28 protein-coding genes are annotated in these 24,951 nt (G+C 67.4%); 17 read left to right on the top strand and 11 right to left on the bottom strand.

What is annotated here, in order from left to right; translation table 11 throughout:
- Positions 1-54: 54 nt before the first annotated feature.
- Entirely contained in the window at positions 55-528 is a 474-nt protein-coding gene (locus A5790_RS09940; protein ID WP_066843167.1) for a MarR family winged helix-turn-helix transcriptional regulator, read from the top strand.
- A gap of 100 nt (positions 529-628) precedes the next feature.
- Positions 629-1,753, top strand: a complete 1,125-nt coding sequence (gene rlmN, locus A5790_RS09935) for a 23S rRNA (adenine(2503)-C(2))-methyltransferase RlmN (RefSeq protein ID WP_066843166.1) — start codon at positions 629-631, stop codon at positions 1,751-1,753.
- Between the two features lie 71 nt (positions 1,754-1,824).
- Here rlmN and A5790_RS09930 read toward each other — a convergent pair whose 3' ends face one another.
- The 4 genes from A5790_RS09930 to A5790_RS09915 are packed head-to-tail and all read right to left on the bottom strand — an operon-like array spanning position 1,825 to position 5,494.
- Positions 1,825-2,259, bottom strand: a complete 435-nt coding sequence (locus tag A5790_RS09930) for a nuclear transport factor 2 family protein (protein WP_066843162.1) — start codon at positions 2,257-2,259, stop codon at positions 1,825-1,827.
- A gap of 11 nt (positions 2,260-2,270) precedes the next feature.
- Positions 2,271-3,767 (bottom strand): aldehyde dehydrogenase family protein, encoded by a 1,497-nt coding sequence (locus tag A5790_RS09925; RefSeq protein WP_066843117.1) that lies wholly within the window; start codon positions 3,765-3,767, stop codon positions 2,271-2,273.
- Positions 3,768-3,823: 56 nt separating this feature from the next.
- Positions 3,824-4,369 (bottom strand): TetR/AcrR family transcriptional regulator, encoded by a 546-nt coding sequence (locus A5790_RS09920; RefSeq protein WP_066843115.1) that lies wholly within the window; start codon positions 4,367-4,369, stop codon positions 3,824-3,826.
- A gap of 21 nt (positions 4,370-4,390) precedes the next feature.
- On the bottom strand, positions 4,391-5,494 hold the full coding sequence (locus tag A5790_RS09915; RefSeq protein ID WP_066843113.1) for a phosphotransferase: 1,104 nt from the start codon (positions 5,492-5,494) through the stop codon (positions 4,391-4,393).
- Between the two features lie 44 nt (positions 5,495-5,538).
- Between A5790_RS09915 and A5790_RS09910 the strand changes: the two genes are divergently transcribed.
- Complete coding sequence (locus tag A5790_RS09910; RefSeq protein WP_066843160.1) at positions 5,539-6,705, top strand: CaiB/BaiF CoA-transferase family protein; 1,167 nt, start codon at positions 5,539-5,541, stop codon at positions 6,703-6,705.
- On the opposite strand, the gene A5790_RS09905 is transcribed toward A5790_RS09910, so the two are convergent.
- Positions 6,686-7,222, bottom strand: a complete 537-nt coding sequence (locus tag A5790_RS09905; protein ID WP_064394586.1) for a TetR/AcrR family transcriptional regulator — start codon at positions 7,220-7,222, stop codon at positions 6,686-6,688. The genes A5790_RS09910 and A5790_RS09905 overlap by 20 nt on opposite strands.
- A 38-nt stretch (positions 7,223-7,260) precedes the next feature.
- Between A5790_RS09905 and A5790_RS09900 the strand changes: the two genes are divergently transcribed.
- From A5790_RS09900 to A5790_RS09890, 3 genes are all read left to right on the top strand, one after another.
- Complete coding sequence (locus tag A5790_RS09900; RefSeq protein ID WP_156656349.1) at positions 7,261-8,502, top strand: cytochrome P450; 1,242 nt, start codon at positions 7,261-7,263, stop codon at positions 8,500-8,502.
- A gap of 8 nt (positions 8,503-8,510) precedes the next feature.
- Positions 8,511-8,702, top strand: coding sequence for a ferredoxin (locus A5790_RS09895; RefSeq protein ID WP_066843159.1), 192 nt, complete (start codon positions 8,511-8,513; stop codon positions 8,700-8,702).
- A 69-nt stretch (positions 8,703-8,771) separates the two neighbouring features.
- The gene (locus A5790_RS09890) at positions 8,772-9,533 is read left to right on the top strand and encodes a MarP family serine protease (RefSeq protein ID WP_082961651.1); all 762 of its coding nucleotides are present in this window, start codon (positions 8,772-8,774) and stop codon (positions 9,531-9,533) included.
- On the opposite strand, the gene A5790_RS09885 is transcribed toward A5790_RS09890, so the two are convergent.
- Both A5790_RS09885 and A5790_RS09880 read right to left on the bottom strand, forming a co-directional pair.
- A complete protein-coding gene (locus tag A5790_RS09885; protein WP_066843110.1) occupies positions 9,534-10,349 on the bottom strand; it encodes a thioesterase family protein in 816 nt (271 codons plus the stop codon). It abuts the gene before it with no gap.
- Positions 10,346-11,164, bottom strand: a complete 819-nt coding sequence (locus A5790_RS09880) for an SMP-30/gluconolactonase/LRE family protein (protein ID WP_066843108.1) — start codon at positions 11,162-11,164, stop codon at positions 10,346-10,348. Before A5790_RS09880 ends, A5790_RS09885 begins: the two co-directional genes overlap by 4 nt.
- A 72-nt stretch (positions 11,165-11,236) precedes the next feature.
- Here A5790_RS09880 and A5790_RS09875 point away from each other — a divergent pair, with 72 nt between their 5' ends.
- The 7 genes from A5790_RS09875 to A5790_RS09845 are packed head-to-tail and all read left to right on the top strand — an operon-like array spanning position 11,237 to position 18,020.
- A complete protein-coding gene (locus tag A5790_RS09875) occupies positions 11,237-11,941 on the top strand; it encodes an NIPSNAP family protein (RefSeq protein WP_156656348.1) in 705 nt (234 codons plus the stop codon).
- Positions 11,938-13,176 (top strand): cytochrome P450, encoded by a 1,239-nt coding sequence (locus A5790_RS09870; protein ID WP_156656347.1) that lies wholly within the window; start codon positions 11,938-11,940, stop codon positions 13,174-13,176. The genes A5790_RS09875 and A5790_RS09870 overlap by 4 nt, the downstream gene beginning before the upstream one ends.
- Position 13,177: 1 nt before the next feature.
- Positions 13,178-14,146 (top strand): zinc-binding dehydrogenase, encoded by a 969-nt coding sequence (locus A5790_RS09865; protein WP_066843103.1) that lies wholly within the window; start codon positions 13,178-13,180, stop codon positions 14,144-14,146.
- Positions 14,143-14,880: an HpcH/HpaI aldolase/citrate lyase family protein gene (locus tag A5790_RS26175; protein ID WP_066843100.1), complete on the top strand. Its 738-nt coding sequence runs from the start codon at positions 14,143-14,145 to the stop codon at positions 14,878-14,880. Before A5790_RS09865 ends, A5790_RS26175 begins: the two co-directional genes overlap by 4 nt.
- Positions 14,877-15,599 carry an SDR family NAD(P)-dependent oxidoreductase gene (locus tag A5790_RS26170; RefSeq protein ID WP_066843098.1) on the top strand — a complete coding sequence of 241 codons (723 nt, stop codon included), beginning with the start codon at positions 14,877-14,879 and terminating at the stop codon, positions 15,597-15,599. Before A5790_RS26175 ends, A5790_RS26170 begins: the two co-directional genes overlap by 4 nt.
- Complete coding sequence (locus A5790_RS09850) at positions 15,596-17,101, top strand: flavin-containing monooxygenase (protein ID WP_369829781.1); 1,506 nt, start codon at positions 15,596-15,598, stop codon at positions 17,099-17,101. Before A5790_RS26170 ends, A5790_RS09850 begins: the two co-directional genes overlap by 4 nt.
- 4 nt (positions 17,102-17,105) lie before the next feature.
- Positions 17,106-18,020 (top strand): alpha/beta hydrolase, encoded by a 915-nt coding sequence (locus tag A5790_RS09845; RefSeq protein WP_066843095.1) that lies wholly within the window; start codon positions 17,106-17,108, stop codon positions 18,018-18,020.
- A gap of 89 nt (positions 18,021-18,109) precedes the next feature.
- Here the strand turns inward: A5790_RS09845 and A5790_RS09840 are convergent, their stop codons facing one another.
- Entirely contained in the window at positions 18,110-18,580 is a 471-nt protein-coding gene (locus A5790_RS09840; RefSeq protein WP_066843093.1) for an SRPBCC family protein, read from the bottom strand.
- Positions 18,581-18,648: 68 nt separating this feature from the next.
- On the opposite strand from A5790_RS09840, the gene A5790_RS09835 reads away from it, so the two are divergent.
- Positions 18,649-19,812, top strand: coding sequence for an acyl-CoA dehydrogenase family protein (locus tag A5790_RS09835; RefSeq protein WP_066843091.1), 1,164 nt, complete (start codon positions 18,649-18,651; stop codon positions 19,810-19,812).
- On the opposite strand, the gene A5790_RS09830 is transcribed toward A5790_RS09835, so the two are convergent.
- On the bottom strand, positions 19,809-20,627 hold the full coding sequence (locus tag A5790_RS09830) for an LLM class flavin-dependent oxidoreductase (RefSeq protein WP_066843087.1): 819 nt from the start codon (positions 20,625-20,627) through the stop codon (positions 19,809-19,811). The two genes, A5790_RS09835 and A5790_RS09830, sit on opposite strands and share 4 nt — an antisense overlap.
- 101 nt (positions 20,628-20,728) lie before the next feature.
- Here A5790_RS09830 and A5790_RS09825 point away from each other — a divergent pair, with 101 nt between their 5' ends.
- The gene (locus tag A5790_RS09825) at positions 20,729-21,646 is read left to right on the top strand and encodes an LLM class F420-dependent oxidoreductase (protein ID WP_066843085.1); all 918 of its coding nucleotides are present in this window, start codon (positions 20,729-20,731) and stop codon (positions 21,644-21,646) included.
- 91 nt (positions 21,647-21,737) lie between these two features.
- Here A5790_RS09825 and A5790_RS09820 read toward each other — a convergent pair whose 3' ends face one another.
- On the bottom strand, positions 21,738-22,421 hold the full coding sequence (locus A5790_RS09820) for a DUF427 domain-containing protein (RefSeq protein ID WP_066843083.1): 684 nt from the start codon (positions 22,419-22,421) through the stop codon (positions 21,738-21,740).
- Positions 22,422-22,536: 115 nt separating this feature from the next.
- On the opposite strand from A5790_RS09820, the gene A5790_RS09815 reads away from it, so the two are divergent.
- Together A5790_RS09815 and A5790_RS09810 are read left to right on the top strand one after the other, a co-directional pair.
- The gene (locus A5790_RS09815; protein WP_066843082.1) at positions 22,537-23,964 is read left to right on the top strand and encodes a wax ester/triacylglycerol synthase family O-acyltransferase; all 1,428 of its coding nucleotides are present in this window, start codon (positions 22,537-22,539) and stop codon (positions 23,962-23,964) included.
- A 106-nt stretch (positions 23,965-24,070) separates the two neighbouring features.
- Positions 24,071-24,622: a hypothetical protein gene (locus tag A5790_RS09810; protein ID WP_082961649.1), complete on the top strand. Its 552-nt coding sequence runs from the start codon at positions 24,071-24,073 to the stop codon at positions 24,620-24,622.
- On the opposite strand, the gene A5790_RS09805 is transcribed toward A5790_RS09810, so the two are convergent.
- A complete protein-coding gene (locus A5790_RS09805; protein ID WP_066843080.1) occupies positions 24,619-24,873 on the bottom strand; it encodes a DUF2631 domain-containing protein in 255 nt (84 codons plus the stop codon). The two genes, A5790_RS09810 and A5790_RS09805, sit on opposite strands and share 4 nt — an antisense overlap.
- Between the last annotated feature and the right edge of the window lie 78 nt (positions 24,874-24,951).

Raw genomic sequence — 24,951 nt, 5'->3', positions numbered from 1 at the left:
AACAGCGAATAATTGCGGTTTGATAAATATTCTTGAACCTGGAATGAGGTGGACATGGCCGGTCGCGGCGCTGGTGTGACGAACGAGCAGGTGGAGTCGGTGATGAGGGCGTCACGGGCTCTGGTCGCTATCACCGCAGCGTCGATCTCGACCGTCGACGACGTGGTGACCGTGCCTCAGCTGCGGGTGATGATGATGATCGCGACCCGCGGCGCCGTCAATCTCGCCGCGGTGGCGGCGGGTCTGCAGGTCAGCGCGTCAAACGCCAGCCGAATCTGTGATCGGCTGCTCAAGATCGGAATGGTCGACCGCAGGGACGATCCCGCCGACCGGCGCAACATCGCGTTGACGCTCACCTCCGACGGGCAGGTGCTGATCGATCGCGTCATCCATCACCGCCGCATCGCGATCCGTCGGATCCTGCGGGAGATGCCCGCGGCCCAACGTGAAACGCTGGTAGTGGCGTTGGACGCCTTCGCCACCGTCGCCGGTGAACCACGGGAGGAGCACCGGCACGCCCTGATCTGAGGCTTGCCCGCTCGGCCGGCCGGGCCTCGGCGCGGATGTGACGACCGCGCGCGGCGCTTGGATTTATCCGACGTCAGAAGTGGGATACTGGTCGCAGCTCATGCCCACTTCGCTACCTCTCGTCTTCGACCCGCCGCGCCGCGCCATGCCGCCGCGGCATTTCGCCGACCTCGACGACGCGGGTCGTGCCGCGGCCGTCGCTGAACTCGGGCTGCCGGCGTTTCGTGCCAAACAGCTGGCCAACCAGTACTACGGCAGGCTGATCGCCAACCCCCACCAGATGACCGACCTGCCCGCGGGTGTGCGCGACCAGGTAGCGGGCGCGCTGTTCCCCACGCTTCTCGATGCGGTGCGCGAGATCGAGACCGATGCGGGTGAGACGCGCAAGATGCTGTGGCGCGCGGTCGACGGCACCACGTTCGAGTCGGTGCTGATGCGCTACCCGCAACGGAACACGGTCTGCATCTCGTCGCAGGCCGGATGTGGGATGGCCTGCCCGTTCTGCGCGACGGGCCAGGGCGGGCTCAAGCGCAACCTGTCGACGGCCGAGATCCTCGAACAGGTACGGGCGGCCGCGGTGGAACTGCGTGACCGCGACGGCGACGGAATCACACCTGTGGCGCGAGGCGGGCGGCTGTCCAACATCGTGTTCATGGGCATGGGGGAGCCACTTGCCAACTACAACCGGGTGCTGGCCGCGGTGCGACGGATCGTCGACCCGGCCCCCAACGGTTTCGGGATCTCGGCCCGGTCGGTCACGGTGTCGACGGTCGGCTTAGCGCCCGCCATCCGCAAGCTCGCCGACGAACGGCTCGGAGTCACGCTGGCGTTGTCGCTGCACGCCCCGGACGACGAACTGCGCGACACCCTCGTGCCGGTGAACAACCGGTGGAAGGTGTCCGAGGCGCTCGACGCTGCGCGCTACTACGCCGACGTGACCGGCCGCCGCGTGTCAATCGAGTACGCGTTGATCCGCGATGTGAACGACCAGCCTTGGCGGGCAGACCTTTTGGGCAAGCGGCTGCACGGCGTGCTCGGCCCGCTCGCGCATGTCAACGTCATCCCGCTGAACCCGACGCCGGGCAGCGAGTGGGATGCCAGCCCCAAACCGGCCGAACGCGAATTCGTCCGGCGGGTCCGCGAGCGCGGCGTGTCCTGCACTGTGCGCGACACGCGAGGGCGCGAAATCGCCGCCGCCTGTGGGCAGTTGGCGGCCCAGAGCTGAGTTCTTCCCGTCGAGACCGACGTAATGGCGGGTTTCGCTCGGACTTTTCCGCCAAAACGTCGGTCTGGGCGTTACTGAGCGGGGGGATTGGTGAACCAGACGTTCTCCTCGACCAGCCGACGGCTGCGCCAACCGTCGGGGGTGCGCACGAGTTCGTGGTGGTAGTACCCGCCGCAGAAGCTGGGCTCGGTCATGCCGGGCAACTGCATCGGGTTGTAGAACATCGCCCTGACCCGTGCGGTGTCACCCTCGGGCCCGGTGCCGATGTCGGCCTCGATGTTGGTGATGTGGTGCAAACTCCACGCGATCACCCCGAAGTTCGCCGCGAACCAGTCCACCACCTCGTCGCGGCTTCCGACCACGGCCCCCGCCGACGAGTAGTCGATGTGGGCGTCGTCGGTGAACACCGAGCGGTACAGTTCCCAGTCCTTGGTGTCGACTGCGCGGGCGTAGCGGTGCAGCAGTGCGGCGATGTCGAGTTCGTCGCGGATCCGCCGATCGTCCATCGTTGCCTGATTCACGGTTCGACCGTGTCGGGCATGCCGATGGTCTTGGCTTCCAGGTATTCCTTGTAGCCCTCTTCGCCGTTGCGGTAACCCAGCCCGGACTGTTTGGTGCCGCCGAACGGGCTGTTGATGCCGAAGTGGCTCTTGCTGTTGATCGTCACGTTGCCGGTGCGCATGCGGCAGGCCACCGCGAACGCGCGATCGAGGTCGGCGCCGGACACCTCACCGGAGAGCCCGTAGATCGTGTTGTTGGCGATCGCGACCGCCTCGTCGTCGGTGTCGTACGGGGTGACCGTCAGCACAGGGCCGAAGATCTCTTCCTGAGCCACTTCGGAATTCGGGTCGACATCGGCCAACAGCGTCGGCTGGGTGTAGTAGCCGGTCGGCAGGTTCTCCGGGATTCCGCCGCCGGTGACCAGCCGCGCACGGGAGTCGATACCGCTCTTGATCAGGCCAAGCACCTTCTGGCGCTGGGTCTCGCTGATCTGCGGGCCCTGCATGTTGCCCGGTGTCCACGGGTCGCCGACCGGGAAGCCCTCCATCATCGTCTTGAGGATCTCGATGCCCTCGTCATAGCGACTGCGCGGCAACAGGATCCGGCTCGGCAGGATGCAGGACTGCCCGCTCATCACGCACGCCATCATCGCCGCCATCGACAACGCCGAGTTGAAGTCGGCATCGTCGAGCACGATGTGGGCCGACTTGCCGCCCAACTCGAGCAGCGTCTTCTTCACCGTCGGCGCGCCTGCGGCCAGGATGGCCCGCCCGGTGGCCGTCGATCCGGTGAACGTGATCATGTCGACCCTCGGATCGGCCGACAGCGCGGCGCCGACCTCGTTGGCGTTGGACACCACCACGTTGAACACGCCGGCCGGGATGTCGGTCTCCTCAGCGACGATGCGGCCGTACTCGCTGCCCGACCACGGCGTCAGCTGCGCGGGTTTGAGGACGACGGTGTTACCGGCCATCAGCGCGGGCACGGTCTCGGCGACGTTGAGGTAGAACGGCACGTTCCACGGGGTGATCGCGCCGACTACACCGACCGGCTCGTAGTGGATCTTGCGGCGGGCCGGCCCCAACGGTGTCTCGTGCACACCGTTGTCGACCAGGTAGTCGAAGTTCTTCCCGTGCTCGGCCCAGTGCTTGACTTCGTCGATCGGGCTCTCGATCTGGCTGCCGCTCACCGACACCGGGCAGCCGACCTCGGTGATCAGGATCCGGCGCAGCCGTTCCTTGTTGCGTTCGAAGGCCTCGTGCAGCTGCGTCAGGCAGTGGTAGCGGAAGTCCAGATCACGCGACCAGTCTGTTTCGTCGAAGGCGCGGCGCGCCGCGCCGACCGCGCGGGCCATGTCCTCGACGGTGCCGTCGGTCGCCCGGCCTGCGACCTGTTCACTGGCGGGGTGGATGACATCGAACGTCGCGCCACTGGCCGTGGTCAGCATTTCGCCGTCGATCAACATCCGCTCGTCGCCGGCCAGCACGCCGGTGTCAGTCTCAACCTGGGTCATGCGGACAGCTTTACAAATTTTTGCGCGAGTGTCAGCTTTTCGCGAGAGCCGGACGGCTAACCCTGTGGCTTGATCCCGGTGGCGTGCCGCAGTTGTGCCAGGAACTGGTCGTCGTCGTCACTGCGGACGATGTAGTGCGAGATGGCCACGCGAATTGCGGTGGCCGCCTTGACCGCTGCGTTCGGGCCGCTCAGCAGTTTCTGCAGCCGCGCCCGCATGACCGGGATGATCTTCGTGAGCTGCGGGATGACGACCTCGGGTTCGATGTCGACCACGCGAACACCGGAGTACGAGTGCTGGTATTCGACGATGAACTGGAGCGCGGCGTCGAGCTTCTCGGTGCCCCGCAGGCCGGCCGTCGCCTTGCTGATGCCGTTGTCGAACAGGTCGCGCTCGAAGATGCCGAACGCGTCGAGCAGTTCACCTTTGGAGGCGAACCAGCGGTAGAGCGTCGGGCGGGACACGCCGGCCTGCAGCGCGACCTCCGAGAGGCTGAGCTTGGTCTGACCGCTTCGGGCCAGGACCTCCGAGGTCGCGACGAGAATCCGGTGCCGCGTCGAGATGTCCTCGGGTCCGAGTGCGTCGCGCAGCGCTTCGTTCACGGGGCAAGCCTAGATCGTTCTTCACATCGACTTCTGGAGTACGGCGACAGTGTCGAGATCTTCTAGCGCCGCGATGCCGCGGCGCAGGCCCTCCAGGGCGATGCCCTCGGCCTGCATGCCTCCCATCCCGGCGGTGATCAGCGCGGCGACGTAGGCATACAGGGCGCCCTGGCGGTACCGCTCCCACAGCTCGTCGCGGTCCAACTCCGGTCCGCCGCATGCGGTGAGCGCTTGGCGGTAGACGTCGAGCAGGTCGCGTTGATGCGCCTGGCGATCGGCGGGCGTCATGCTGGTGACCAGCGTGTACGCCAGCTCACGGTTGGGATGCCCTCGCCGGACGGCTTGCCAGTCCAGTAGCCCGGCCTCGCCGTTGCGGAAGTACACGTTGCCCGGATGCGCGTCGCCGTGCATCACGGTGTGGGGCGGCTCGTCGATGAGCCGGGCCACGGCACGGTAGTTCTCGTCGATGAAGCGGCCGGCGCCGACCGCGATATCGGTGCGCTCGGCAATGCGGCGCGCCGACATCTTCAGCAGCGGTCCGGTGAGCAAGGACGCGGTATCGCCCGATGCGGTGTAGAGCCAGTCGGGCACCCGGTTCCAGAAGGTCGCGTGCAGCCTGGCGAGCAGCTCTACGATCTTGCCGGTCCGGTCGGCGCTGATCGGATGCAAGGTGTCGGGAAACTCGCATTCGTCGGCCGACAGATCCTCCAGCACGAGAAGGTAGCGACCCGTCACCGAGTCGAACGCCGAGCCGTGACACGTCGGGACGCCGGTGAGCCGCGGGGACAGTTCGCGGTAGAAGCGGGTTTCGGTCGCGCCCAGCCGCCCCATCTCGCCCATCAGGCGGGTGGCGACGGTCTCGGCCGCCAGCTTGACGAACACAGTCGGCGGGACGTCGTCGCCGCTCAGGGCGAGGCGTGCGCGCGACGAGGTGCCGGCGTCGCCGCCCAGCACCGACACCGCGGCCACAGGGCGGCCGATGATCCGCGACATGGCGGGCGCGTCCAGTTCGGACACGGACCGCGGAAGTGGGCGGAGACGGCCGAACGCGGCGTCGGTGGCGATACGTTGTATCCCGCGGCCCACATGTGCGGCCAGGCCGAGCACCGGCGCAGCGTGCTTCACCACGCTAGTTTACAAATTCGGGAATACATGTAAAGAAGGTGTCGATGGCGGGTCCGCTCGAGGGAGTACGGGTGGTCGAACTCGGCGTGTGGGTCGCCGGGCCGGCGGCTGCCGGGATACTCGCCGATTGGGGCGCCGACGTCGTCAAGATCGAACCGCCGACCGGCGATCCGGCGCGGTTGTTCGGCAAGATGCTCGGTGTCGACGGCGACGTGAGCCCGCCGTTCGAGATGGACAACCGCGGTAAGCGCAGCATCGTGCTCGACATGACGACCGCCGACGGCCGCGCTACGGCCCGCGAATTGATCGAGGGCGCAGACGTTTTCGTGACCAATGTCCGGCCCGGCGCGCTCGCGCGCATGGGACTGGACTTCGCGGCTCTCGCCGCGCACAATCCGCAACTTGTCTACGGGTTGATCACCGGCTACGGCGAGAACGGGCCGGACGCGGACCGGGCGGCCTACGACGTCGCCGCGTTCTGGGCGCGAGCGGGCCTGGCGCACCTGCTGACCCGTCCCGGCCAGACCCCGCCGTTCCAACGCGGCGGCATGGGCGACCACGCGGCGGGGATGACGCTGGCCGCCGGGGTCTGCGCCGCGTTGGTGGCGCGGGGCCGCACCGGGAAGGGGCAGTTGGTCAGCACCTCGCTGTACCGCCAGGGGGCCTACACGGTGAGCTTCGACCTCAATACCTTTCTGCTGACCGGGAATTCGATCGCGATCGGGCAGCGGGAGACGATGGGCAACCCCTGCATGAACAACTACGCGGCCGGTGACGGGCGCCGCTTTTGGATCGTCGGACTGGAGGCCGGCAGGCACTGGCCGCCGTTGTGTCGCGCGGTCGGGCGCCCACAGTGGCTGACCGATCCCCGGTTCGACACCCCGCGGGCGCGCGCCGTCAACGCGGTCGAACTCGTCGCTGAACTCGACGAGATCTTCGCCTCGAAAACCCTCGCCGAATGGGGGGAGGTCTTCGCCGCCGAACCGGACTTCTTCTGGTCGCCGATCAACTCGCTGGAGGACATCGTGGCCGACGAGCAGTTTCACGCCGCCGGCGGCATCGTCTACGTGCCCGACGGCGAAGGCGCAGCGCCGATGGTCGCCTCGCCGGCCGACTTCTCGGGCACGCCGTGGGAGCCCCGTTGGGCCGCACCGCGCTTGGGCCAGCACACCGACGAGATCGTCGCTGAGCTCAAGACGTCGGGTGCTTGACCCGCACCGCGTGGCGTAGCTGCGCGAGGAAGTCGGCGTCGTCGTCGCTGCGCACCAGATAGTGCGACACCGCGACCCGCACCGCCGTCGCCACGGCAAGACCGGGATCGGGTCCGGTGGCCAGCCGTTCCAGGCGCTGGCGCATCAACGGAATCACCCGGGAGAGCCGTTTGATCACCTGCTCGGGTTCGATGTCGATCATCCGCAGACCCGGATATGACTGCTGGTAGTCGACGATCACCCGCAGCGCCGCGTCGAGCCGTTCGCTGGGAGGCAGGCCCGCCGTCGCCTCGGCCACCGCACGTTCGTAGTACTGGCGTTCCCACACCACGAACGCGTCGAGCAGGTCACGCTTGGAGGCGAACCAACGGTAGAGAGTGGGACGGGAGACCTGCGCCTGCAGTGCGACCTCGGAGAGGCTGAGCTTGGTCATGCCGTGGCGGCCCAGTACTTCCGCGGTCGCGGCGAGGATGCGTTCGCGCGTCGAAGAGTCTGCGTCGGCTACCGGCACCGTCATAGCTTTACAAACTTTTGACGAAGTGTCACGCTGAATCGGTGACATCAGCCCGCGAATACAGCGCTGTCGACATCACGTCGGAAAAGTTCTGGAGTCGGCCCTTCGCCGTGCGCGACGAGACGTTCGCGCGGCTGCGAGCCGCCGACGGGCTGTCCTGGCATCCTCCGCTGCCCTCCATGTTCGGAATCGAGGAGCCCGGCTTCTGGGCGCTGACGCGGCGCGCCGACATCGCCTACGTCAGCCAGCATCCCGAACTGTTCACCTCGGCTCAGGGCGTCGCGCTGAACCCGATGCCCGCCGAGATTCAGCGGTTCGCCTCGTTCTTCTTGACCATGGACCCGCCGCAGCACACCGTGTACCGCCGGCTGATCAGCTCGGCGTTCACGCCCCGCAACGTGCGGCTGATCGAGGAACAGATCCACAAGAACGCGGTCACCATCGTCGAAAACCTGGTCGGCGCAGGCGAAGTCGAGTTCGTGTCGGCATGCTCGGCGCAACTGCCGATGCTGACGATCATGGACATGCTCGGCGTGGCCAGCGCCGACCAGCCCGCCGTCGCCTACGCCGCGGAGAAATTGTTCGGCATGAGCGACGACGAGTACGCCACCGAGGATGAGCGCGTCGCCGACCCGGTCGCACAGATCGCGCTGTTGTCGAACACCGGCGTCGAGCTGGCCAAGTTCCGGCGCACCCACCCCGGCGACGACCTGATGACGAGCATCGTCAACGCCGAGGTCGACGGCCACCGGCTGACCGACGAGGAGATCGGGGCCTTCCTGATCCTGCTCGCCTCGGCCGGCAACGACACCACCAAGCAGGCGACGACACACGCGATGATGGCGCTGGTCGACAACCCGGACCAGCGCGACTGGTTGATGGCGGACTTCGACGGCCGGATCGGTTTGGCGATCGAGGAATTCGTCCGCTGGTCCTCGCCGGTCCTGCAGTTCGCGCGCTTTGTCACCGAGGACACCGAGATCAACGGCCAGCCGGTCAAGGCCGGGGACAAGGTCGCGCTGTTCTACTGCTCGGCCAACCGCGACGAGGCCGCCTTCACCGACCCCGCCGCATTCGACCTTTCCCGTTCGCCCAACCCGCACCTCGGGTTCGGCGGCGGAGGCCCGCATTTCTGCCTGGGAAGCCAGCTGGCCAAAGCCGAGTTGCGAAACCTGTTCCGAGAGTTGCTGACTCGGTTGACGACGATCGAGTTCGGCGAACCCGACCTGCTGTACAGCAGTTTCGTGCACGGCGTCAAACGGCTGCCCGCCGTCGTTCGCTAGGAGTGCGCATGCGCGTCGAAGTCGATCTGGACCGGTGCACCGGACACGGGATCTGCGAGTCGATCGCCGAGGAGGTGTTCGAGGTGCGTGACGACGGTATCGTGCTGATCCACGAGCCCGAACGTCCGGAGTCCGACAGGGACCGGATGCTGCAGGCTGTGACGCAGTGCCCGGCCGCGGCGTTGCGCTTGATCGACTAGCTCAACCGGCTCGACTGGCTGGGCGAGCTTGGCCTCCGATTCGCCTCCCGCGGAGTTATCGTTTCGGCAATGAGGTCGAGATTGCTTGCGGTGTGCCTGGTCGCGATCGGCGTGACTGGCTGCGGCGCGATCAGGGGATCGTTCGACCTCGTCGCCGAGGAGCCCACTCCGATCGCGATCACCACGCTCGCCGCACCCGATGCCACGCTGGCCGACAGCGCTGTCGTCGCAGAGGCGGCGCGCAGCGTCGTGAAGATCCACACGGAGGCCCTGCAGTGCGCGAGGACGGTGGACGGCAGCGGGGTCGTCGTCGCACCGAACCGGGTGATGTCGGCCGCACACACCGTGGCGGGCGCGGACGTCGTCAGAGTCTGGGCGGGCGACCGGGAGATACCGGCCACCGTCGTGGTTTTCGACCCGGCGATGGACGTCGCCGTGCTTGACGTGCCCGACCTGCAAGCCCCCACGCTGGCGATGGACCAGCACACCGCCGTCATCGGCGCCGATGCCCTCGTGCTCGGATATCCGGGGGGAGGGCCGTTCGTGGCCACCCCTGCGCGAATCCGCAGGGTCATGGAGCTTCTCGGGCCGGACATCTACCGCACCACGACGGTGAACCGCGAGGTCTACGTCATCAGGGGCCCGATCCGGCGCGGCGGTTCCGGTGGACCGCTCATCGACCTGAACGGCCACGTGCTCGGCATCAGCTTCGGGGCGGCCATCGACGACCCCGAGACCGGTTTCGTGCTCACCGCCAAGCAGGTCTCGGCGACGGTGACCGACGGGGCGCGCGCGAACATCCCGGTCGCGACCGGCGCCTGCACGCCCTGATCAGCGCTGGGGCATCGGCCGGACGAGCACGGACTGCTGGATCGCGCCGACCGCGCCGGTCTCGTCGAACAGCGTGCCGAGCGTCGTACCGATGCCGTCGGGCCCGTAGCTGGTCTCGGCGCGGATACCGATCCACTCGCCCTCCGGGATCCGGTGCACGTGCACGACGAGATCGGTGTTCATGAACGTCCAGCGGCGGATGTCCAGCTTGGTCCCGATGCCGTTGGCGTCGTCGGCCACCGCGAACAACCGCTCCAGCGGGGTCATGGCCTCGCCTTTGACCAAGTCGACCTCCGGGCGGATCCACGACTCGCCGGGCCCCTCGCACAGCGGTTCGGTCAGCCACCGCCAGTCGAGGCTGTGCACGTAGTTGCGATCCCAATCCTTCTTCATGTCACGGCTTTTCGCCTCGGACAGCGGACGCAGAGGAGCTTGCGGCGCATGCTGCACGGCGTGGGTGTCGACGGTCTTCAACCGCCACCCGCTGGCCCGCGCGACGGGCCGCGGGTCCCCGTCCGGCCTCGCAGCCAGCAGTTCGGAGCTGACGAGTTCGATCTGCTTGCCCGAGCGCTCGATTCGCGACCGCACCCACAGATCACCCTCGGCGGGAACACCGCCGAGCAGGTCGATCAGCACCCGGCTCAAGCGGGTGTCGTCGCGGGCCTCGCAGCGTTCGAGCGCGCGAACCAGGATGGCAGACACCGGCGCTCCGTGCTGGATCGCGGCCGACCAGGTGCTGCGGACCAGGTCGGTCGCGCGGAACTTCTCGCCGAGCGGATCGGCGTCGTCGATGAGCTCGTAATAGGAATCGCTCACGGTAGCCCGGCTCCCGGTATGTCGACGGTGGTCGCATCGAGGCGCGACAGCTTGGTGCCTTTGAGCCGCTGTGGATACGCGTCGGTGCTGGACAACAGAAAAAGGGTGCGACGCTCGGGACCGCCGAGCGCGCAGGCGATCGCGATGCGCTCGCCGATGTCGATGCGGTCGGTGACGCCGCCGCCTTCGGTGATCCGCTCGAACTGACCGGCCAGCGTCATCGCGGCCCACACGGCGCCCTCGGCGTCGAGGCAGATGCCGTCCGGTGGTCCGTCGAGCTTGTCGGCGAAGATGCGGCGATCGGACAGTGCGCCGTCACCTGCAAGGGAGTACGCGGTCAGTCGGCGTCCGGTCGACTCGGCGACGATCAGCGTTGTGCCGTCGGTGGTGATGACCATCCCGTTCGGGAAGTCGAGGCCGTCGGCGACGACGGTGAACGTGTCGTCGGGATCGAGCCGCACGATCACTCCCTGTTCGCGGGCCTGGGAGCCGACGTAAGCGCGCCCGGTGCGGTCGACGACCATGTCGCCGAGTGGGGCCGGGACGATCGCGGAGAGGTCGGCGATCGCCGTGACGTTCTCGCCGTCGTAGCGCAGCACCTGGCGCGCCTCGGTGGAGGAGATCAGCAACGACCCGTCGGGGCGAAATCCGAGGCCGGCAGGCGCATGTCCCGGAAGGGGCAGCGTCGTCAGATCACCGTTGAGGTCGACGGTGTGCACCGCTTCGCCGAGCATGTCGGAGAACCAGAGCAGACCTTCGAACCAGCGCGGGCCCTCGCCGAAGCAGAACCCCTTCGCCAGCGGCGTCGGAGTCATCCCGGCACACCTTTACAAAACACGCGATAAGTGTCACGCTCGCAAGGTGTCGCTGTCAAATGGGTGCAGGTCATGAAGAAGTACTACGGTCACACGCTGCTCTATCTCCACGAGACCATCGCGCTCGGTTCCGGCCGGTCCGGCGGGTTCAGTGAGGTTTTTGGCGACGTGTACCAGCCGATGATGGCCGACCTCGGCGCGCGGCTGTTCGCGATCTGGGAGACGACGCCGTACAACGGCCACTGGCCGCAGGTGACGATCATCTGGGAGATCGACACGTTCGCCGACTATGCGCGCATCGGCAAGGCGCAGGCCAGGGGCGGCAGCCATGAGGAAGCCGCAGCGAAGTGGTCGACATACCTCGCCGAGATCGGCGCCTCGGGTGAGGGCCGCATCATGTACGCGGGCAAATACAATCGGACACTCGCGCAGCTGCAGGAGGCGAACTTCGGTGCCGGGCTGGTGATCCAGGAGATCATGCAGACCAAACCCGGCCGCCAGGACGACTACATCCGCGAACTGGAACGCCTCTACGTGCCGTGGTCGGAACGTACCGGAAAGCGTTGGCTCGGTTCGTTCATCACGACCTTCCGCTTCAACGAGGTCATCCATTACTGGGCGCTCGACGACGACTGGGACTGCTTCGCCAACCACTACCCGTCGTGGAAGGACAGCCCGCCCGCCGAGATCGTCACCTGGATGAGCGTCGCGCCCGCGCTGCGCGACGGCTGGGAAGACTCCATCCTGGCCGCCCTCCCACCGTCACCGCTGCGATGAACATGACTGTTCTCGAGACGTTCTCCTATGATCCGTTCGACCCGGCGGTGATGGCCGACCCGCTACCGTTCTATCGGGCGCTGCGCGATCGGCACCCGGTGTACTACGTCGAGAAATGGGACACCTACGCCCTTTCGCGTTTCGAGGACATCTGGCGGGTGTTGGAGGTCAACGACGGCACGTTCGTCGCCTCCGAGGGAACCCTGCCCGCGGCAACGGTTCTCGCGAAGCACAACGACGGGCCCGTGCCCGATCCGGCGCTGCATCCGATGCCCTTCCACGCGAACTTCGACGCGCCGATCTACGACACCGTGCGACGCTGCACATCGGCCCCGTTCCGGCCGAGGTCGGCGGGCAAGTTGGCCGACCGCATCCGTCAACTGGCCAACGAGCGCCTCGACGAGCTGCTGCCGCGCGGCGCCTTCGACCTGACCCAGGACTACGGCGGCATAGTCGCCGCATCCATGGTCTGCGAATTGCTCGGATTGCCGGTGGATCTCGCGGCCGACGTGCTGGCGACCGTCAACGCAGGCAGCCTCGCGCAGCCGGGCAGCGGGGTCGAGGTGGCCAATGCACGGCCGGGTTACCTGGAGTACCTGATTCCGATCATCCAACGCAGCAGGACCACGCCCGGCGAGAACCCGATCGCCGACAACCTGATCGAGTACCGGCTGCCGGACGGCTCGGCGTTCAACGATGTCGAGGCCGCCACCCAGTTGCTCGGGATCTTCATCGGCGGAACCGAAACGGTGCCGAAGATCGTCGCACACGGCCTCTGGGAGCTGGGCCTTCGGCCCGATCAGCTGTCCGCCGTGCGCAGCGACGTCGACAACCATGTTCTCGTCGCGCGCGAGGAGATGATCCGCTATTGCGCGCCCGCGCAATGGTTTGCACGCACCGTGCGTAAGCCGTTCACCATGCACGGCACCACAATTCGACCAGGGCAACGGATCATCTCGCTGCTGGCGTCGGCCAACCGTGACGAACGCGAATACTCCGATCCGGACACGTTCATCTGGGACCGTCCCATCGAGCGCCTGCTGGCCTTCGGTCGCGGACAACATTTCTGCCTCGGGGTGCACCTGGCGCGGTTGGAGATCGGCATCATGGTGACCGAATGGCTCAAGCGGGTCGGAGACTGGCGCATCGACGGTGAGGCCGCGTCCCGGCCGCCGTCGAGTTTCCAGTGGGGCTGGAGCAGTGTTCCTGTCGAGGTCCACGCGGAGGGTGTGTGAGATGTGGTCCTATCGACTGGTCGCGCCGTACACCTTCGAGCGCCAAGACATTCCGGAGACAACGCCGGAGTCGTTGGCGGATCAGCAGGTGCTGCTGCGCTTTCGCGCGGCGGGGGTCTGCGGTAGCGACCTGCCGCCGTTCCGGGGTGTTCGCGGCAAGATCGCAGGCGATCGGGGGGTGAGCGCGGCCGAGATGCCGGGCTTCCCGATCCACGAGGTCGTCGGCGAGGTGATCGCCAGCAGGCATCGCAGCCACGGTGTGGGGGACTGGGTCGTCGGCTGGGCGTCCGGCTTCGACGGCCTGATGCAACATGTCGTCGCCGACGGTGACGGGCTGGCCTACTACGACCATAATCTGAGCCCGCAGCATGCCGTTGCCCTGCAGCCGCTGGCGTGTGTGCTGTATGCGGTCGAACAGTTGCCCAAACTCAAAGGCCTGCACGTCGCGGTGATCGGGCAGGGCTCGATCGGTCTGCTGTTCTCCTATGCGGCAAAGGCGTTCGGCGCACGTCGCGTCACCGGCGTCGACCCGGTCGACCGCGACGTGGTGGGCAAGGAGTTCGGCGTGGACACGATCGTGCGCGCCACCAGCGACCGGTGGGTGAGCCACCTCGAGCCCGGCGACCGGCCCGATGTGGTCATCGAAGCCGTCGGGCACCAGGTCGCCACCCTCGGTCACGCGATCGAGGCGGCCGCGCCGGGTGGGACCGTGTTCTATTTCGGTGTGCCCGACGACGACAGCTATCCGATCAGCATGCGCACCATGCTGCGCAACAATCTGACGCTGAAGTCCGGTGTGACCCTGGACCGGCGACGGATGCTGGCCGCTGCCAACGAGTTCGTCCGGCACCACCCCGATCTGCTGCCGGCTTATGTGACACACACATTCGGCGTCGACGATGCCCAGGCCGCGTTCGAACTCGCGTGCCGCCCGGCGCCGGACCGCATCAAGATCGCGATCGTCGAATGACCAGCAGAATTCAGCAGGCCCTCGCCTCCCGTGAGCACGTGTGGGGAGGATGGGTGGTCGGGCCGACCATCATGGGTCCCGAAGAATTCGCCCAGGCCGGCTACGACTATGTCGGATTCGACGTGCAGCACGGGTATCTGGGCGACGCCGATGTCGCGCTGTTGTTGCGTCGCCTCGAACACGTCCGGATCGCGACGGCGGTGCGGTTACCCTCTGCCGACCCCGCACCGATCGGCCGTGTGCTCGACGCGGGCGCCGACGCCGTCATCATCGCGATGGTGGAATCGCCGGAGCAGGCCGCCGCGGCCGTCGCGGCGACCCGGTACCCACCCGCGGGGGTGCGCAGCTACGGGCCGCTGCGCGCCGACGTCGGGCGCGATCCGGCCGAACACGAAGCCCGCGCGGGGGTGTTCGCGATGATCGAGAGCGTGCAGGGACTGGCCGCGGTCGACGAGATCTGCGCGGTGCCCGGGGTGACGGGGGTGTACGTCGGCCCCAACGATCTGGCGATCGCGCTCGGGCACGCCCCGGCCGCGGCCTGGACCGCGACGCCCGTCACGGACGCGCTCGCTCGTATCCAGTCCAGCGCCGCCGCGTCCGGCGTGATCGCCGGCATCCACGCCGGCAAGAATGGAAGGGCCATGGCCGACATGGGGTATCGCATGCTCACGGTCGCGTCGGAGTCTCAGGCGTTGCGGCGCGGCGCCGAGGAGATCCTCAAGGATTCCCAGTGACGGGCGATCGCGTCGCGCTGGTGACCGGCGCCGCACGCGGGCAGGGCGCGGCGATCACGAAACGCCTGCTCCAGGACGGATTCCGGGTCGCGGCATGTGACGTGCGGATGGACGAATTGCGGGCGACGATCGCCGACCTCGGCGACGAGGTGATCCCGGTCGAACTCGACGTCACCTCGCCCGAGCAGTGGCAAGCCGCCGTGAGCCAGGTGGTCGACCGGTTCGGGGGGTTGTCGACGCTGATCAACAACGCCGGGGTGCTGCATCGTTGCTCCCTCGACGACGAAACACCCGAGGCGTTCGAAAGCAGTTGGCGGTTCAACTGTCTGGGCCCGTTCCTCGGAATCAAGGCAGCACTGGAGCATCTCCGGCGGGCAGCGGGGCCCGTGATCGTCAACACCGTCAGCACCGGTGCCATCCGGCCCTTCCCGAACCACGCCGCGTACGGATCGTCGAAGTGGGCGTTGCGCGGGCTGACCCAGGCCGTCGCCGCTGAACTCGCCGGGGCCGGCATTCGGGTCAATGCGGTGTTCCCGGGCCCGATCGAAACCCCGATGCTCGACCCCGCCACACAGCAGCGGCTGATCGCGACGCTCGGCCGGATCGGGAAACCCGACGAGGTCGCGAACGTGGTCGCCTTTCTGGTCTCCGAGCAGGCGTCCTTCATGACGGGAGCCGAAGTCGTCGTGGATGGAGGGCAATGCCTTCGAATCGGGTGAGGTATCCGAGCCTCTCGGTCGGGATCATCGGCGCCGGCCCCGGCGGCCTGGCGCTGGGGATCTTCCTGCGCAAGGCCGGTTTTCGCGACTTCACGATCTTCGATCGGGAGGACGGCGTCGGCGGCACGTGGCGGATCAACACCTATCCCGGCCTGGCCTGCGATGTGAAGTCGCACCTGTACTCCTACTCGTTCGACCTGAACCCCGACTGGTCACGGCTGTGGTCCGGGCAGAAGGAGATCCTCGAATACTTCGAACGCTGCGCGCTACGCTACGAACTCACGCCGCACCTGCGGCTCAACACCGAGATCACCTCGGCGCGATGGGCGGGTGACCGATGGCAGCTGACCTCGGCGAGCGGTGATCGGTTTGATTTCGACGTGGTGGTTTCCGCGGTCGGCCTGTTCACCCGGCCCGTCATGCCCGACCTGGTGGAAGAGGAACCGTTCACCGGTACGTTGATGCACACCGCGCGGTGGGACCACGACGTCGACCTCTCCGGCAAGCGAGTGGCGGTGCTGGGTACGGGATCGACAGCGGCGCAACTGGTTCCGGAGGTCGCCAAGGTGGCCGAGCGCGTCTACTCGGTGCAGCGCTCACCGACGTGGGTGCTGCCCAAACCCGATCGGGCCTACAGCGGGCGGGAGAAGTGGATGTTTCGCAACATCCCGCTGGCGAAGAAGATCTACCGGACCCGGCTGTGGCTGCGCAGCGAGTCGAATATCTCGGTCATCGAGAACGGCAGCGACAAGACACAGGAGTTCAAGGGCATTGCGCTCAAGGTGCTCGAGGCGACGATCCCCGACGACGAGTTACGTCGCAAGCTGACCCCCGACCATCCCTTCGGCTGTAAGCGGTTGGTGTTCGCCACCGATTACCTGCAGGCCCTGACGCAGCCGCACGTCGAGGTCATCGCGAGCCCAGCGCGAGCGTTGCGGGCGCGTTCGCTGGTGACCGAGGACGGCACCGAACTCGACGTCGACGCGGTGCTCTGCGCGACCGGTTACGCCGCCGCCGACTACCTGGGCCAGATCGACGTCGTCGGCGCGGGCGGGGTCTCGCTGCGTGAGACCTGGAGTGACGGGGCCTACGCCTACCTGGGGATGGCGGTGCCGCGCTTTCCCAATTTCTTCATGCTCTACGGTCCCAACACCAACGTCGGGTCCAACAGCGTGATCTTCATGCTCGAGGCGCAGGCGCATTACATCGTGCGGGCGCTGAATCACCTTCGGCGCCGGGGTAAGTCGTACATCGAGGTACGTCCGCGCACGATGGCGGCGTTCCTGGCCAAGGTCGACCGCTGGATGGCGGGCACCGTCTGGCTGACCCGCTGCAGCAACTACTTTCGCGCCGCCAACGGCCGGGTCGTCACGCAGTGGCCGCGCAGTGCCCGCGCGTTCTGGGGTATGACGCGGCGGTTCAATCCGTCCGATTATACGTTCGACGCGCCACTGCGGGACCGGGCGGCGACGACGCAGACCCCGACCGCTGCGAGGCGCTGACGTCGTGACCATCACCGAGCGGCTCGACCCCGCGCTGCGCCACCTGGCGGAGGCCCGCACCGACCTGTCGCCAGGACTGCTCGGCGTCGTGCGCGATTCGCTCAACCAGCGCCGCGCCGAAACCGCCAGGGCGGTCAACGACATCGTCGTCGAGATCGAAGAGCGGGTGGCGCACTCGGTTCCGGTGCGGATATACCGCGGCGCGGCCGCACCGTCGCCGGCGGTGATCTACTGTCACGCCGGGGCGTTCGTATTGGGCAATCTCGACACCGACCACCTGCAGTGCGTCGAGCTGGCCAGGCGCGCCGGTTGTACGGTGCTTTCGGTCGACTACCGGTTGGCGCCTGAGAATCCCTTCCCGGCGGCGCTCGAGGACGCGCTGGCCGTGCTGAACTGGACGGTCGAGTGCGCGACCGAACTCGGACTCGACGCCACCAGGTTGGCGGTCGCGGGGAGCAGCGCAGGCGGCGCGCTGGCGGCAGGACTCGCGCAACGTTCGGCGGACTCGTCGGCGCCGCCGGTGGTGTTTCAGCTGCTGCACCAACCGGTGCTCGACGACCGGCCCACCGAATCGAAGACGGAGTTCACCACGACGCCGGGCTTCGACGGGCCCGCGACCGAGATGATGTGGCGGCACTACCTGGGCGATACGGCCGCCGATGCATCCGCGGTTCCGGCCCGCTCGGCCGACTTGTCCGGTGTGGCAGACGCTTTCATCAGTTGCTCAGAGCTCGACCCGTTACGTGACGAAGCGGTGGAGTATGCGCTGCGGATGATGCGCGCCGGCGTCGCGACCGAACTGCACGTGTTTCCGGGCACCTGTCACGGGTTCGACTCGCTGCTTCCCGAGTGGGACACCAGCATCCGGCTGTTCGAACTGCAGGGCGCGGCGTTGCGGCGCGCGTTGCACGGCAGCTGAGTACGGACGCTCGCCGGCCGCGAGTGTCCACAAATTGTCGTGATGTGGCGGCGTGTCGTGTGCAGACACGGTCGCTCGCGGGGATTTTTTTACAAGGTGAGTTCGCGGGCGATCGCGGAGTGGTAGGCGTCGATGTGTGCCGGGTTGACCGTCCGGAAGAAACCGTCGGGCATCGGGGCGTGCTTGGGGGCCTCGACCGTCATCGTCCGGGTGAACAGTGTGATGTCCTCGCCCGGCCGGGTGAAGTGGTACTCGACGGTGATGCGGCCCTCCATGCCGCCGTTGCCGTCGCTGTCATGACCGAGCCGGCCGACCGAGGTGAAGACCCAGATCGTCGGGCGCGCGGCGACGGCCAGGTGCCAGGTGAAGATGCGGTTCCCGTCGGGGCCGGTCTCGGTCCAGGTGTCACCGACGCGCAACGGCAGGTGCTCAGGCAGTCCGCCGATGTGGGCGCTGGTGGGATACGTCTTGGGCCAGTTCGCCGGGTTGGTCACGAAGTCATAGATCGTCTCCGCCGGGTGTCGAAAGGCGGTCTCCGAACTGGTGGTGACGATGCCCAATGTGCTGCCTTCCGTGGATGAACCGCTCAAGACTTTACAACTAACCGCAATAGTGTCACGGTGTCCAGGTGGACTTCTCCCGCGTGCAGCTGAGCGAGGACGACAGCGCGTTTCAGGACGAGCTCCGGGACTTCCTGCGCTCCGTCGTCACCGACGAGGTCATCCAGCGGGACCGCGAAACCGGCGAGAACTTCGACGAGGGTGTCCATATGGCGCTCGCCGCGCGCGGATACCTCGCCGCGGACTTCAACTCCGAGGCCGAAGGTGGGTTCAACGCCATTCGCCGACGGATCTGGGAGCTGGAGATCGGCCGCTCGCACGCACCGTGGTTCCACTGGCCGACGACGATGATGGTGGCACGAAGCCTGCAGCAGTTCGGCTCCGAGGAACTGAAGCAGGAGATACTCCCGAAGGTACTCTCGGGGCACTACCGGCTCTGCTTGGGCTACACCGAACCCGAGGGCGGCTCGGACGTCGCGACCTGCAAGACCCGGGCGGTACGCGACGGCGACGCCTGGGTGGTCAACGGCTCCAAGATGTTCACATCGAACGCGCACAACGCGCACTACGTCTTCCTGATCACCAATACCGACCCCGCCGCGCCGAAACACCAGAGCCTGACGATGTTCCTGGTGCCGCTCTCCTCGCCGGGCATCGAGATCCAGCCGATCCGCACCGTCGACGGCGACCGCACCAACATCACTTACTACAGCGACGTCCGCGTCGACGACAAGTACCGCGTCGGCGCCGTCAACGGCGGCTGGTCGGTGTTGCGCGAGGCGCTCAACGCCGAGCACGGCACCATCGAACGCGACGACCAGGGTCTGCAGAAGCTGGCGACGATGACCGAGCACCTGCTACTGCTCGCCGAGGCGGTCGACCGCATCGCCGCCGTTGTCGGCGAGGAGGATTCGGCCCGGTATCGCCTCGGCCGCGCGATCGCCAGGATCGAGGCGGCGATGAGCACGCCGGAGATGTTCGGCCGGGTGGCCAACGCGCAGACGATGCGCGACGTCGCACCGGATCTGATGGATCTGGTATGCGCCGTAGGAAGCTTGCCGACCGGCGCCGAGGGTGCGGCGGGCGACGGGGGAGTCGAGTACGCCTTCCGCCTAGCCGGACCCGCCGGTATCTACGGCGGCACGCTGGAAGTGTTCCGCAACATGATCGCCCAGCACGCACTCGGGCTCGGCAGGCCGAACTACTCGCCACCGGCGAAGCGGCCCGCTTAGAGCCGTGCGATCACCTCGCCGGCCAGCAGGTCCAACGTCTGGTCGGATGCGCGATCGTGGGTGAAACGTTTCTCGGCTAGCCGCTTCACGTCCGGCAGCGATGCGTCGTCGGGTGCCAGTGCCATCACCGCCTCGACCGACAGCAAGATGCTCGACGGATCCCGGCCGACGTCCTCACAGATGGCACGCAGCACCGACACCTTGTGCTCCAGTTCCCCCAGGGCGTACGTCGGCACGTTCCAGACGTCGGCGTAGCGCGCGACCAACGGCAGCGTGTACTTCTCGCCGACACCGCCGACCACGAGAGGTGGCCCCTGCTGCACAGGACCGGGCTTGACGGGGAAGTCCGTGACGGTGAAATGCTTGCCGCTGAAGTCGATTCGCTCCTCGGCGAAGGCCTGGGTGAGGATCTCCAGCGTCTCGCCGAGGCGTTCGGAACGCTCGCGAAACGACCCCCACGGCAGCCCCACCCGGTTGTGCTCGTCCTCGATCGACCCGCTGCCGAGCCCGAGTTGCAGCCGGCCGGCCGAGATCTGGTCGAGTGTGGTGACCATCTTGGCCAGCACCGCGGGATGGCGAAACTGGTTGCACAGCACCATGTGTCCGACGCGGATGCGTTCGGTGTTGCTGAGCAGCGCGGTGGCCAGCGTCCACGCCTCCAGCGACGGATAGTCCGGAACGCCCGGGCCGTAGAGATGGTCGTAGAGCCACAGCGAGTCGATGCCGAGTTGCTCGCAGCGCCGGGTGCGATCCAGCATCTGCCCGTAGGTGAAGCCCATCTGAGGCAGGTACACGCCGATCTCGGGCTTGCCCATGTCCGCAGTTCCCATCGCTGTCGAAGCTGTACTTTCCGCGGTTCGCATGGTAACGACATTCTCGGAAAACGAGAAGAATGTTCTAGACGGGACACAAAGACATGCGGTTCACCTTCACCCACCCGATGCACACCCATCCGTACAACCCGGAGTTGGTCACCGGCAGGGGAATCGCGACGGTCGCAGCCGCCGCCGAGGCCGCGGGGTTTCACGGCTTCGGATTCACCGACCACCCTGCGCCGACTGAGCGCTGGCTGAACGCCGGCGGCCACGACGCGGTGGACCCGTTCGTGGCCATGGGTTATGCGGCCGCGACCACGACCACGCTGCGGCTCATCCCCAACATCGTCGTGCTGCCGTACCGCAATCCGTTCGTGGTCGCCAAGGCCGGTGCCACCCTGGACCTGTTGTCGGAGGGACGGTTCACGCTCGGTGTGGGGGTCGGCTACCTGAAACGCGAATTCGCCGCGCTCGGGGTCGATTTCGAAGAGCGCGCCGCCCTGTTCGAGGAGGCGCTGGAGGTGATCCGCGGCATCTGGACCACCGACGACTTCTCGTACGAGGGCCGCCACTTCACCGCCAGCGGGATCACCGCGCACCCGCGGCCCGTGACCGATCCCCATCCCCCCATCTGGATCGGCGGCAACACCGGCGCCGCCCGCAAACGCGTCGTCGCCTACGGCGACGGGTGGTGCCCGTTCCCCGCACCGGCCGTACTGGCCCAGACCGCGCGCACGGCACCGATGGACGTGGACGCACTGACCTCCGGCGTCGAGGACCTTCGCCGCCGCTTCGACGAGGCGGGAAGCGACTGGTCGCGCATCGACGTCACGTTCACCAACCCCGACGGCGGCAGCCCCGGCGGCGATGACTTCAACGCCGATGCGTACCTGTCCGGCTTGGAGAAGCTGGCCGGGATCGGGGTGACATGGGTTCAGGTCGGTCTTCCCGGCGACAGCCTCGCGCACGTGCTCGACACCATCGAGCGGTTCGGGGAGTCGGTGATCGCCAAAGCCTAGCTACGGTCGCCGAATCTGAACTTCTGTGCGAAATTTCGGCGCAATATCGAGCACAGATTCAGTTTCGGCGCGGTGGTTATCGGCACAGGGGTTATCGGTGGGGTGAGGGCAGTTCGGCCGACATCTCGACGCGCTCGGGGTCGAAGCTCAAGAAGCCCGCAATCGGCAGCGTCTCGGGCGGCGGTTCCGGATAACTCCACGCGACGTCCTCGACCACCGTGTCGCCGACGACGGCCGACCAGTACGACGCGTAGCCCTTGTAGTTGCAGTAGGTCGTGGTCGGCGACGGCCGCAGCAGGTCGGTTCGCACGTGCGACGGGTCGACGTAGAGGCGCGGCTCCAGCGACGTCTCGAACACGATCACCGTCTCGGCCGTGTCGACCAGTGCCTGACCCGCCACCGTCACCCGCAGCGCGCGGTGCGTCGGACGGCAGTCCACGCGGTGGTAAGGGTTGGGCGGATAGTGCACGAGCGTGCGGCCTTCCTCGAGCCAGGTGTCGACGGCGTCCCACGGCACGCGGACGTATCCGGGCGCCTCGACCACCGGCTCACTCGGAAGGTCGCCGACCTCGTCGACGGGAAAGGCGTAGCTGAGCGGATGGTCGCGCCGATGCACCATCAACGCCCGCTCGGTGTCGAGCACCGTGCGACCGCCGCGCAGCGCCTGCACGCGGCGCGGATGGGGTTCGACGAACACCACGTCGTCGGGCAGCGGGGGCGTGAACCAGCCGGCCGGATCGTTGCTCAGCGGTCCGTGGGCGGCGACGAGGGTCATGCCGTCAGCCTGACAAATTTCGGGCAGATCGTCACCTCTTGACCGAACACGCTTGAGAAGGAGCACGATTGGGAAACCGGTAGGCGTCGGCTGGGCGAGGGGGATGCGGGGAGGTATGAAGCGACTCAACGGCGTGGACGCGTTGATGCTGTACAGCGAGACGCCCGAGGTCCACATGCACACCCTCAAGATCGGCATCCTCGACGTGTCGGGCGTCGAGAACTACAGCTTCGACATGCTGCGGGAGGTCGCCTATCCGCGCCTGCTCGCGCTGTCGGCACTGCGCTACCAACTCGTCGACATCCCGCTGCGGCTGCACCATCCGATGTGGTGGGAGAACCATGACATCGACCTCGACTACCACCTGCGCCGAGCACACGTCGCGCCGCCGGGTGGACGGCGCGAACTCGACGACCTGATCGGCCAGATCGCCAGCACGCCGCTGGACCGCAGTCGGCCGTTGTGGGAGATGTACGTCGCCGAGGGGCTGGCCGACGGGCGCGTCGCGATCATCCACAAGGTCCATCACGTGCTGGCCGACGGCGTGGCCTCGGCCAACCAATTGGCCAAGGCCTTGGAGGACGAGACGCCGACGCCCGTTCGCGCCGTCGCCGATCCCGCGATGCGCAGCACCGCGCAGCTGGTCAAGGCCGCGGGCCGCGACCACGCGCACCTCATCCGCCGACTCCCCAGGCTCGTCAACGAGACGGCCGCGGGTGTCGCCCGGGTGCGCAAGCGCGCCAAGGAGCGCGGCCGCCATCCCGACCTGGCCCGCAGCTTCGCCCCGCCGCAGACCTTCATCAACCACGTCGTGTCCCCTGGACGCCGCTTCGCGACGGCCCCGCTGTCGTTGGCCGAAGTCAAGGAGACCGGCAGGCATCTGGGTGTGACGCTCAACGACATCGTGCTGGCCACCGCGGCCGGGGCGCTGCGCACGCTGCTGCTGCGCTACGACGGGCACGCCGACGCACCGCTGATCGCCGGCGTCCCGGTCAGCACCAATCCCTCGCCAGATCGGTTGACGGGCAACGAGTTCACCTACATGATGCCGTCGCTGCCGGTGCACATCGCCGACCCGCTCGAACGGGTCCGGCTCACCGCAGTGGCGACCAGGATCGCCAAGGAGAGCCACCAGCTGCTCGGGCCGGCGGTGCTGCCGGCGTGGATGTCGTACCTGCCGCCGGCGTTGGCACCCAGATTCTTTCGGCTACAGGCGCGTCGGATGGAGTCCGGCGCGGTGATGAACCTGACCATCTCCAACGTGGCGGGGCCCCGCGACCGCGGGCACATCGCGGGCGGTGTGCTCAGCGAGATCTACTCGGTGGGCCCGGTGGTCACCGGCAGCGGGATGAACATCACCGTGTGGAGCTACGTCGACCAACTGGCCATCTCGGTGCTGACCGACGATCGCACACTCGACGACCCGCATGAGGCCACCGACGCGCTGCTGGAGTCCTTCGCCGAGATCCGCCGCGCGGCCGGGCTCCCCGGTGAGTTGGCCACCGTGGCATCGGCCCTCCCGCTGGCCGCCGCATCGCACTGACCGACACCGCAGCCTCGGACCTTTACAGATCGCGACAATAGTGTCACGCTCTAGGGGCGCCGTGACAGCTCCTCGACCGGCGCCGCTGACCGATCGGATAGAAACTATGGCAACTCGAACCTTTCCCGACGACGTCGTGTCGGTGGACGGTGCTTCGGCCGCCGACGGCCCGGCCAACCGCCATCACCTGACGGTGCTGGCGGCGGACCTGGCCGACGTGATCGGGCCCGCCGGCGGCTGGCTGTTCGACCGGGCGCAGGCGGGATGGGATGTCGACGTCTGGGTCGAGCGCTGCGCTGACGAGCGGCCGCTGACGATCCTGGGTGCTGCCGCCCTCGACGAGACCTCGGAGGCCGTCCTGCGCGACGTGCCCCGCAACGGTGTGCTGGCGGTCAGCACGGCGTTGCTGCGCGACGATCCGCAGGTCCGCACCCGCGTCGTCGAGCTGGCGAAGCGCGGCGTGGAGGTGATGGCCTGGGGTCAGGACCGGCCGGGTGACGGTGATCGCATCGACACGATCGAGCACCGGCTGAGTGTCGCGGCCCGCGCGTTCAAGGCACACGCCCTGGCCGCGGCCGGATTGGCGCGTGGTGTGGACGCCACCGAGACGTTGTTCGACCTTGGGGTCGATTCCCTCCGGCCGCTGAATCCGGTCTAGCGGATCCAGCCCCGTTTACGCAGCCACCAGTCGCGCGCGACCGCGCCGAGGATCAGCACGGCGAATCCGACCAGGAAGATGTCCTCGACGCGCCCGGTGTGGTTGCCGTGGATGAGTGAGAGCAGGAACAGCGCCGCGATGATGCCGCCGATGTGGAAGAACTTGGGGTTTTCCTTCGACCAGCCCCATTCGGCGGACGGCACGTCTTCGACGTCCACCCCGGTGTGTCGCTGCACCTCGGTGTTGGCCACGGCTGCTCCTCATGGTCGGGCTCGGTACTGCCGACATTCTGGCATATGCCCAACACAGGGGACCTACTACGCCCAGCC

The organism is Mycobacterium sp. 852002-51152_SCH6134967, assembly GCF_001667105.1.
In the GTDB taxonomy this organism is placed as follows: Bacteria; Actinomycetota; Actinomycetes; order Mycobacteriales; family Mycobacteriaceae; genus Mycobacterium; species Mycobacterium neumannii_A.
Note: the sequence above shows the minus strand (reverse complement) of the source record. Positions and strands in the feature narration are given on the sequence as shown.

Excerpts from the sequence above, each read along its gene's own strand:
- A5790_RS09940 (WP_066843167.1), top strand. The coding sequence starts at position 55 with ATGGCCGGTCGCGGCGCTGGTGTGACGAACGAGCAGGTGGAGTCGGTG.
- rlmN (WP_066843166.1), top strand. The coding sequence starts at position 629 with ATGCCCACTTCGCTACCTCTCGTCTTCGACCCGCCGCGCCGCGCCATG.
- A5790_RS09930 (WP_066843162.1), bottom strand. The coding sequence starts at position 2,259 with ATGGACGATCGGCGGATCCGCGACGAACTCGACATCGCCGCACTGCTG.
- A5790_RS09925 (WP_066843117.1), bottom strand. The coding sequence starts at position 3,767 with ATGACCCAGGTTGAGACTGACACCGGCGTGCTGGCCGGCGACGAGCGG.
- A5790_RS09910 (WP_066843160.1), top strand. The coding sequence starts at position 5,539 with ATGGCGGGTCCGCTCGAGGGAGTACGGGTGGTCGAACTCGGCGTGTGG.
- A5790_RS09905 (WP_064394586.1), bottom strand. The coding sequence starts at position 7,222 with ATGACGGTGCCGGTAGCCGACGCAGACTCTTCGACGCGCGAACGCATC.
- A5790_RS09895 (WP_066843159.1), top strand. The coding sequence starts at position 8,511 with ATGCGCGTCGAAGTCGATCTGGACCGGTGCACCGGACACGGGATCTGC.
- A5790_RS09890 (WP_082961651.1), top strand. The coding sequence starts at position 8,772 with ATGAGGTCGAGATTGCTTGCGGTGTGCCTGGTCGCGATCGGCGTGACT.
- A5790_RS09880 (WP_066843108.1), bottom strand. The coding sequence starts at position 11,164 with ATGACTCCGACGCCGCTGGCGAAGGGGTTCTGCTTCGGCGAGGGCCCG.
- A5790_RS09875 (WP_156656348.1), top strand. The coding sequence starts at position 11,237 with ATGAAGAAGTACTACGGTCACACGCTGCTCTATCTCCACGAGACCATC.
- A5790_RS09870 (WP_156656347.1), top strand. The coding sequence starts at position 11,938 with ATGAACATGACTGTTCTCGAGACGTTCTCCTATGATCCGTTCGACCCG.
- A5790_RS09865 (WP_066843103.1), top strand. The coding sequence starts at position 13,178 with ATGTGGTCCTATCGACTGGTCGCGCCGTACACCTTCGAGCGCCAAGAC.
- A5790_RS26175 (WP_066843100.1), top strand. The coding sequence starts at position 14,143 with ATGACCAGCAGAATTCAGCAGGCCCTCGCCTCCCGTGAGCACGTGTGG.
- A5790_RS09830 (WP_066843087.1), bottom strand. The coding sequence starts at position 20,627 with ATGGGCAAGCCCGAGATCGGCGTGTACCTGCCTCAGATGGGCTTCACC.
- A5790_RS09825 (WP_066843085.1), top strand. The coding sequence starts at position 20,729 with ATGCGGTTCACCTTCACCCACCCGATGCACACCCATCCGTACAACCCG.
- A5790_RS09820 (WP_066843083.1), bottom strand. The coding sequence starts at position 22,421 with ATGACCCTCGTCGCCGCCCACGGACCGCTGAGCAACGATCCGGCCGGC.
- A5790_RS09815 (WP_066843082.1), top strand. The coding sequence starts at position 22,537 with ATGAAGCGACTCAACGGCGTGGACGCGTTGATGCTGTACAGCGAGACG.
- A5790_RS09810 (WP_082961649.1), top strand. The coding sequence starts at position 24,071 with ATGGCAACTCGAACCTTTCCCGACGACGTCGTGTCGGTGGACGGTGCT.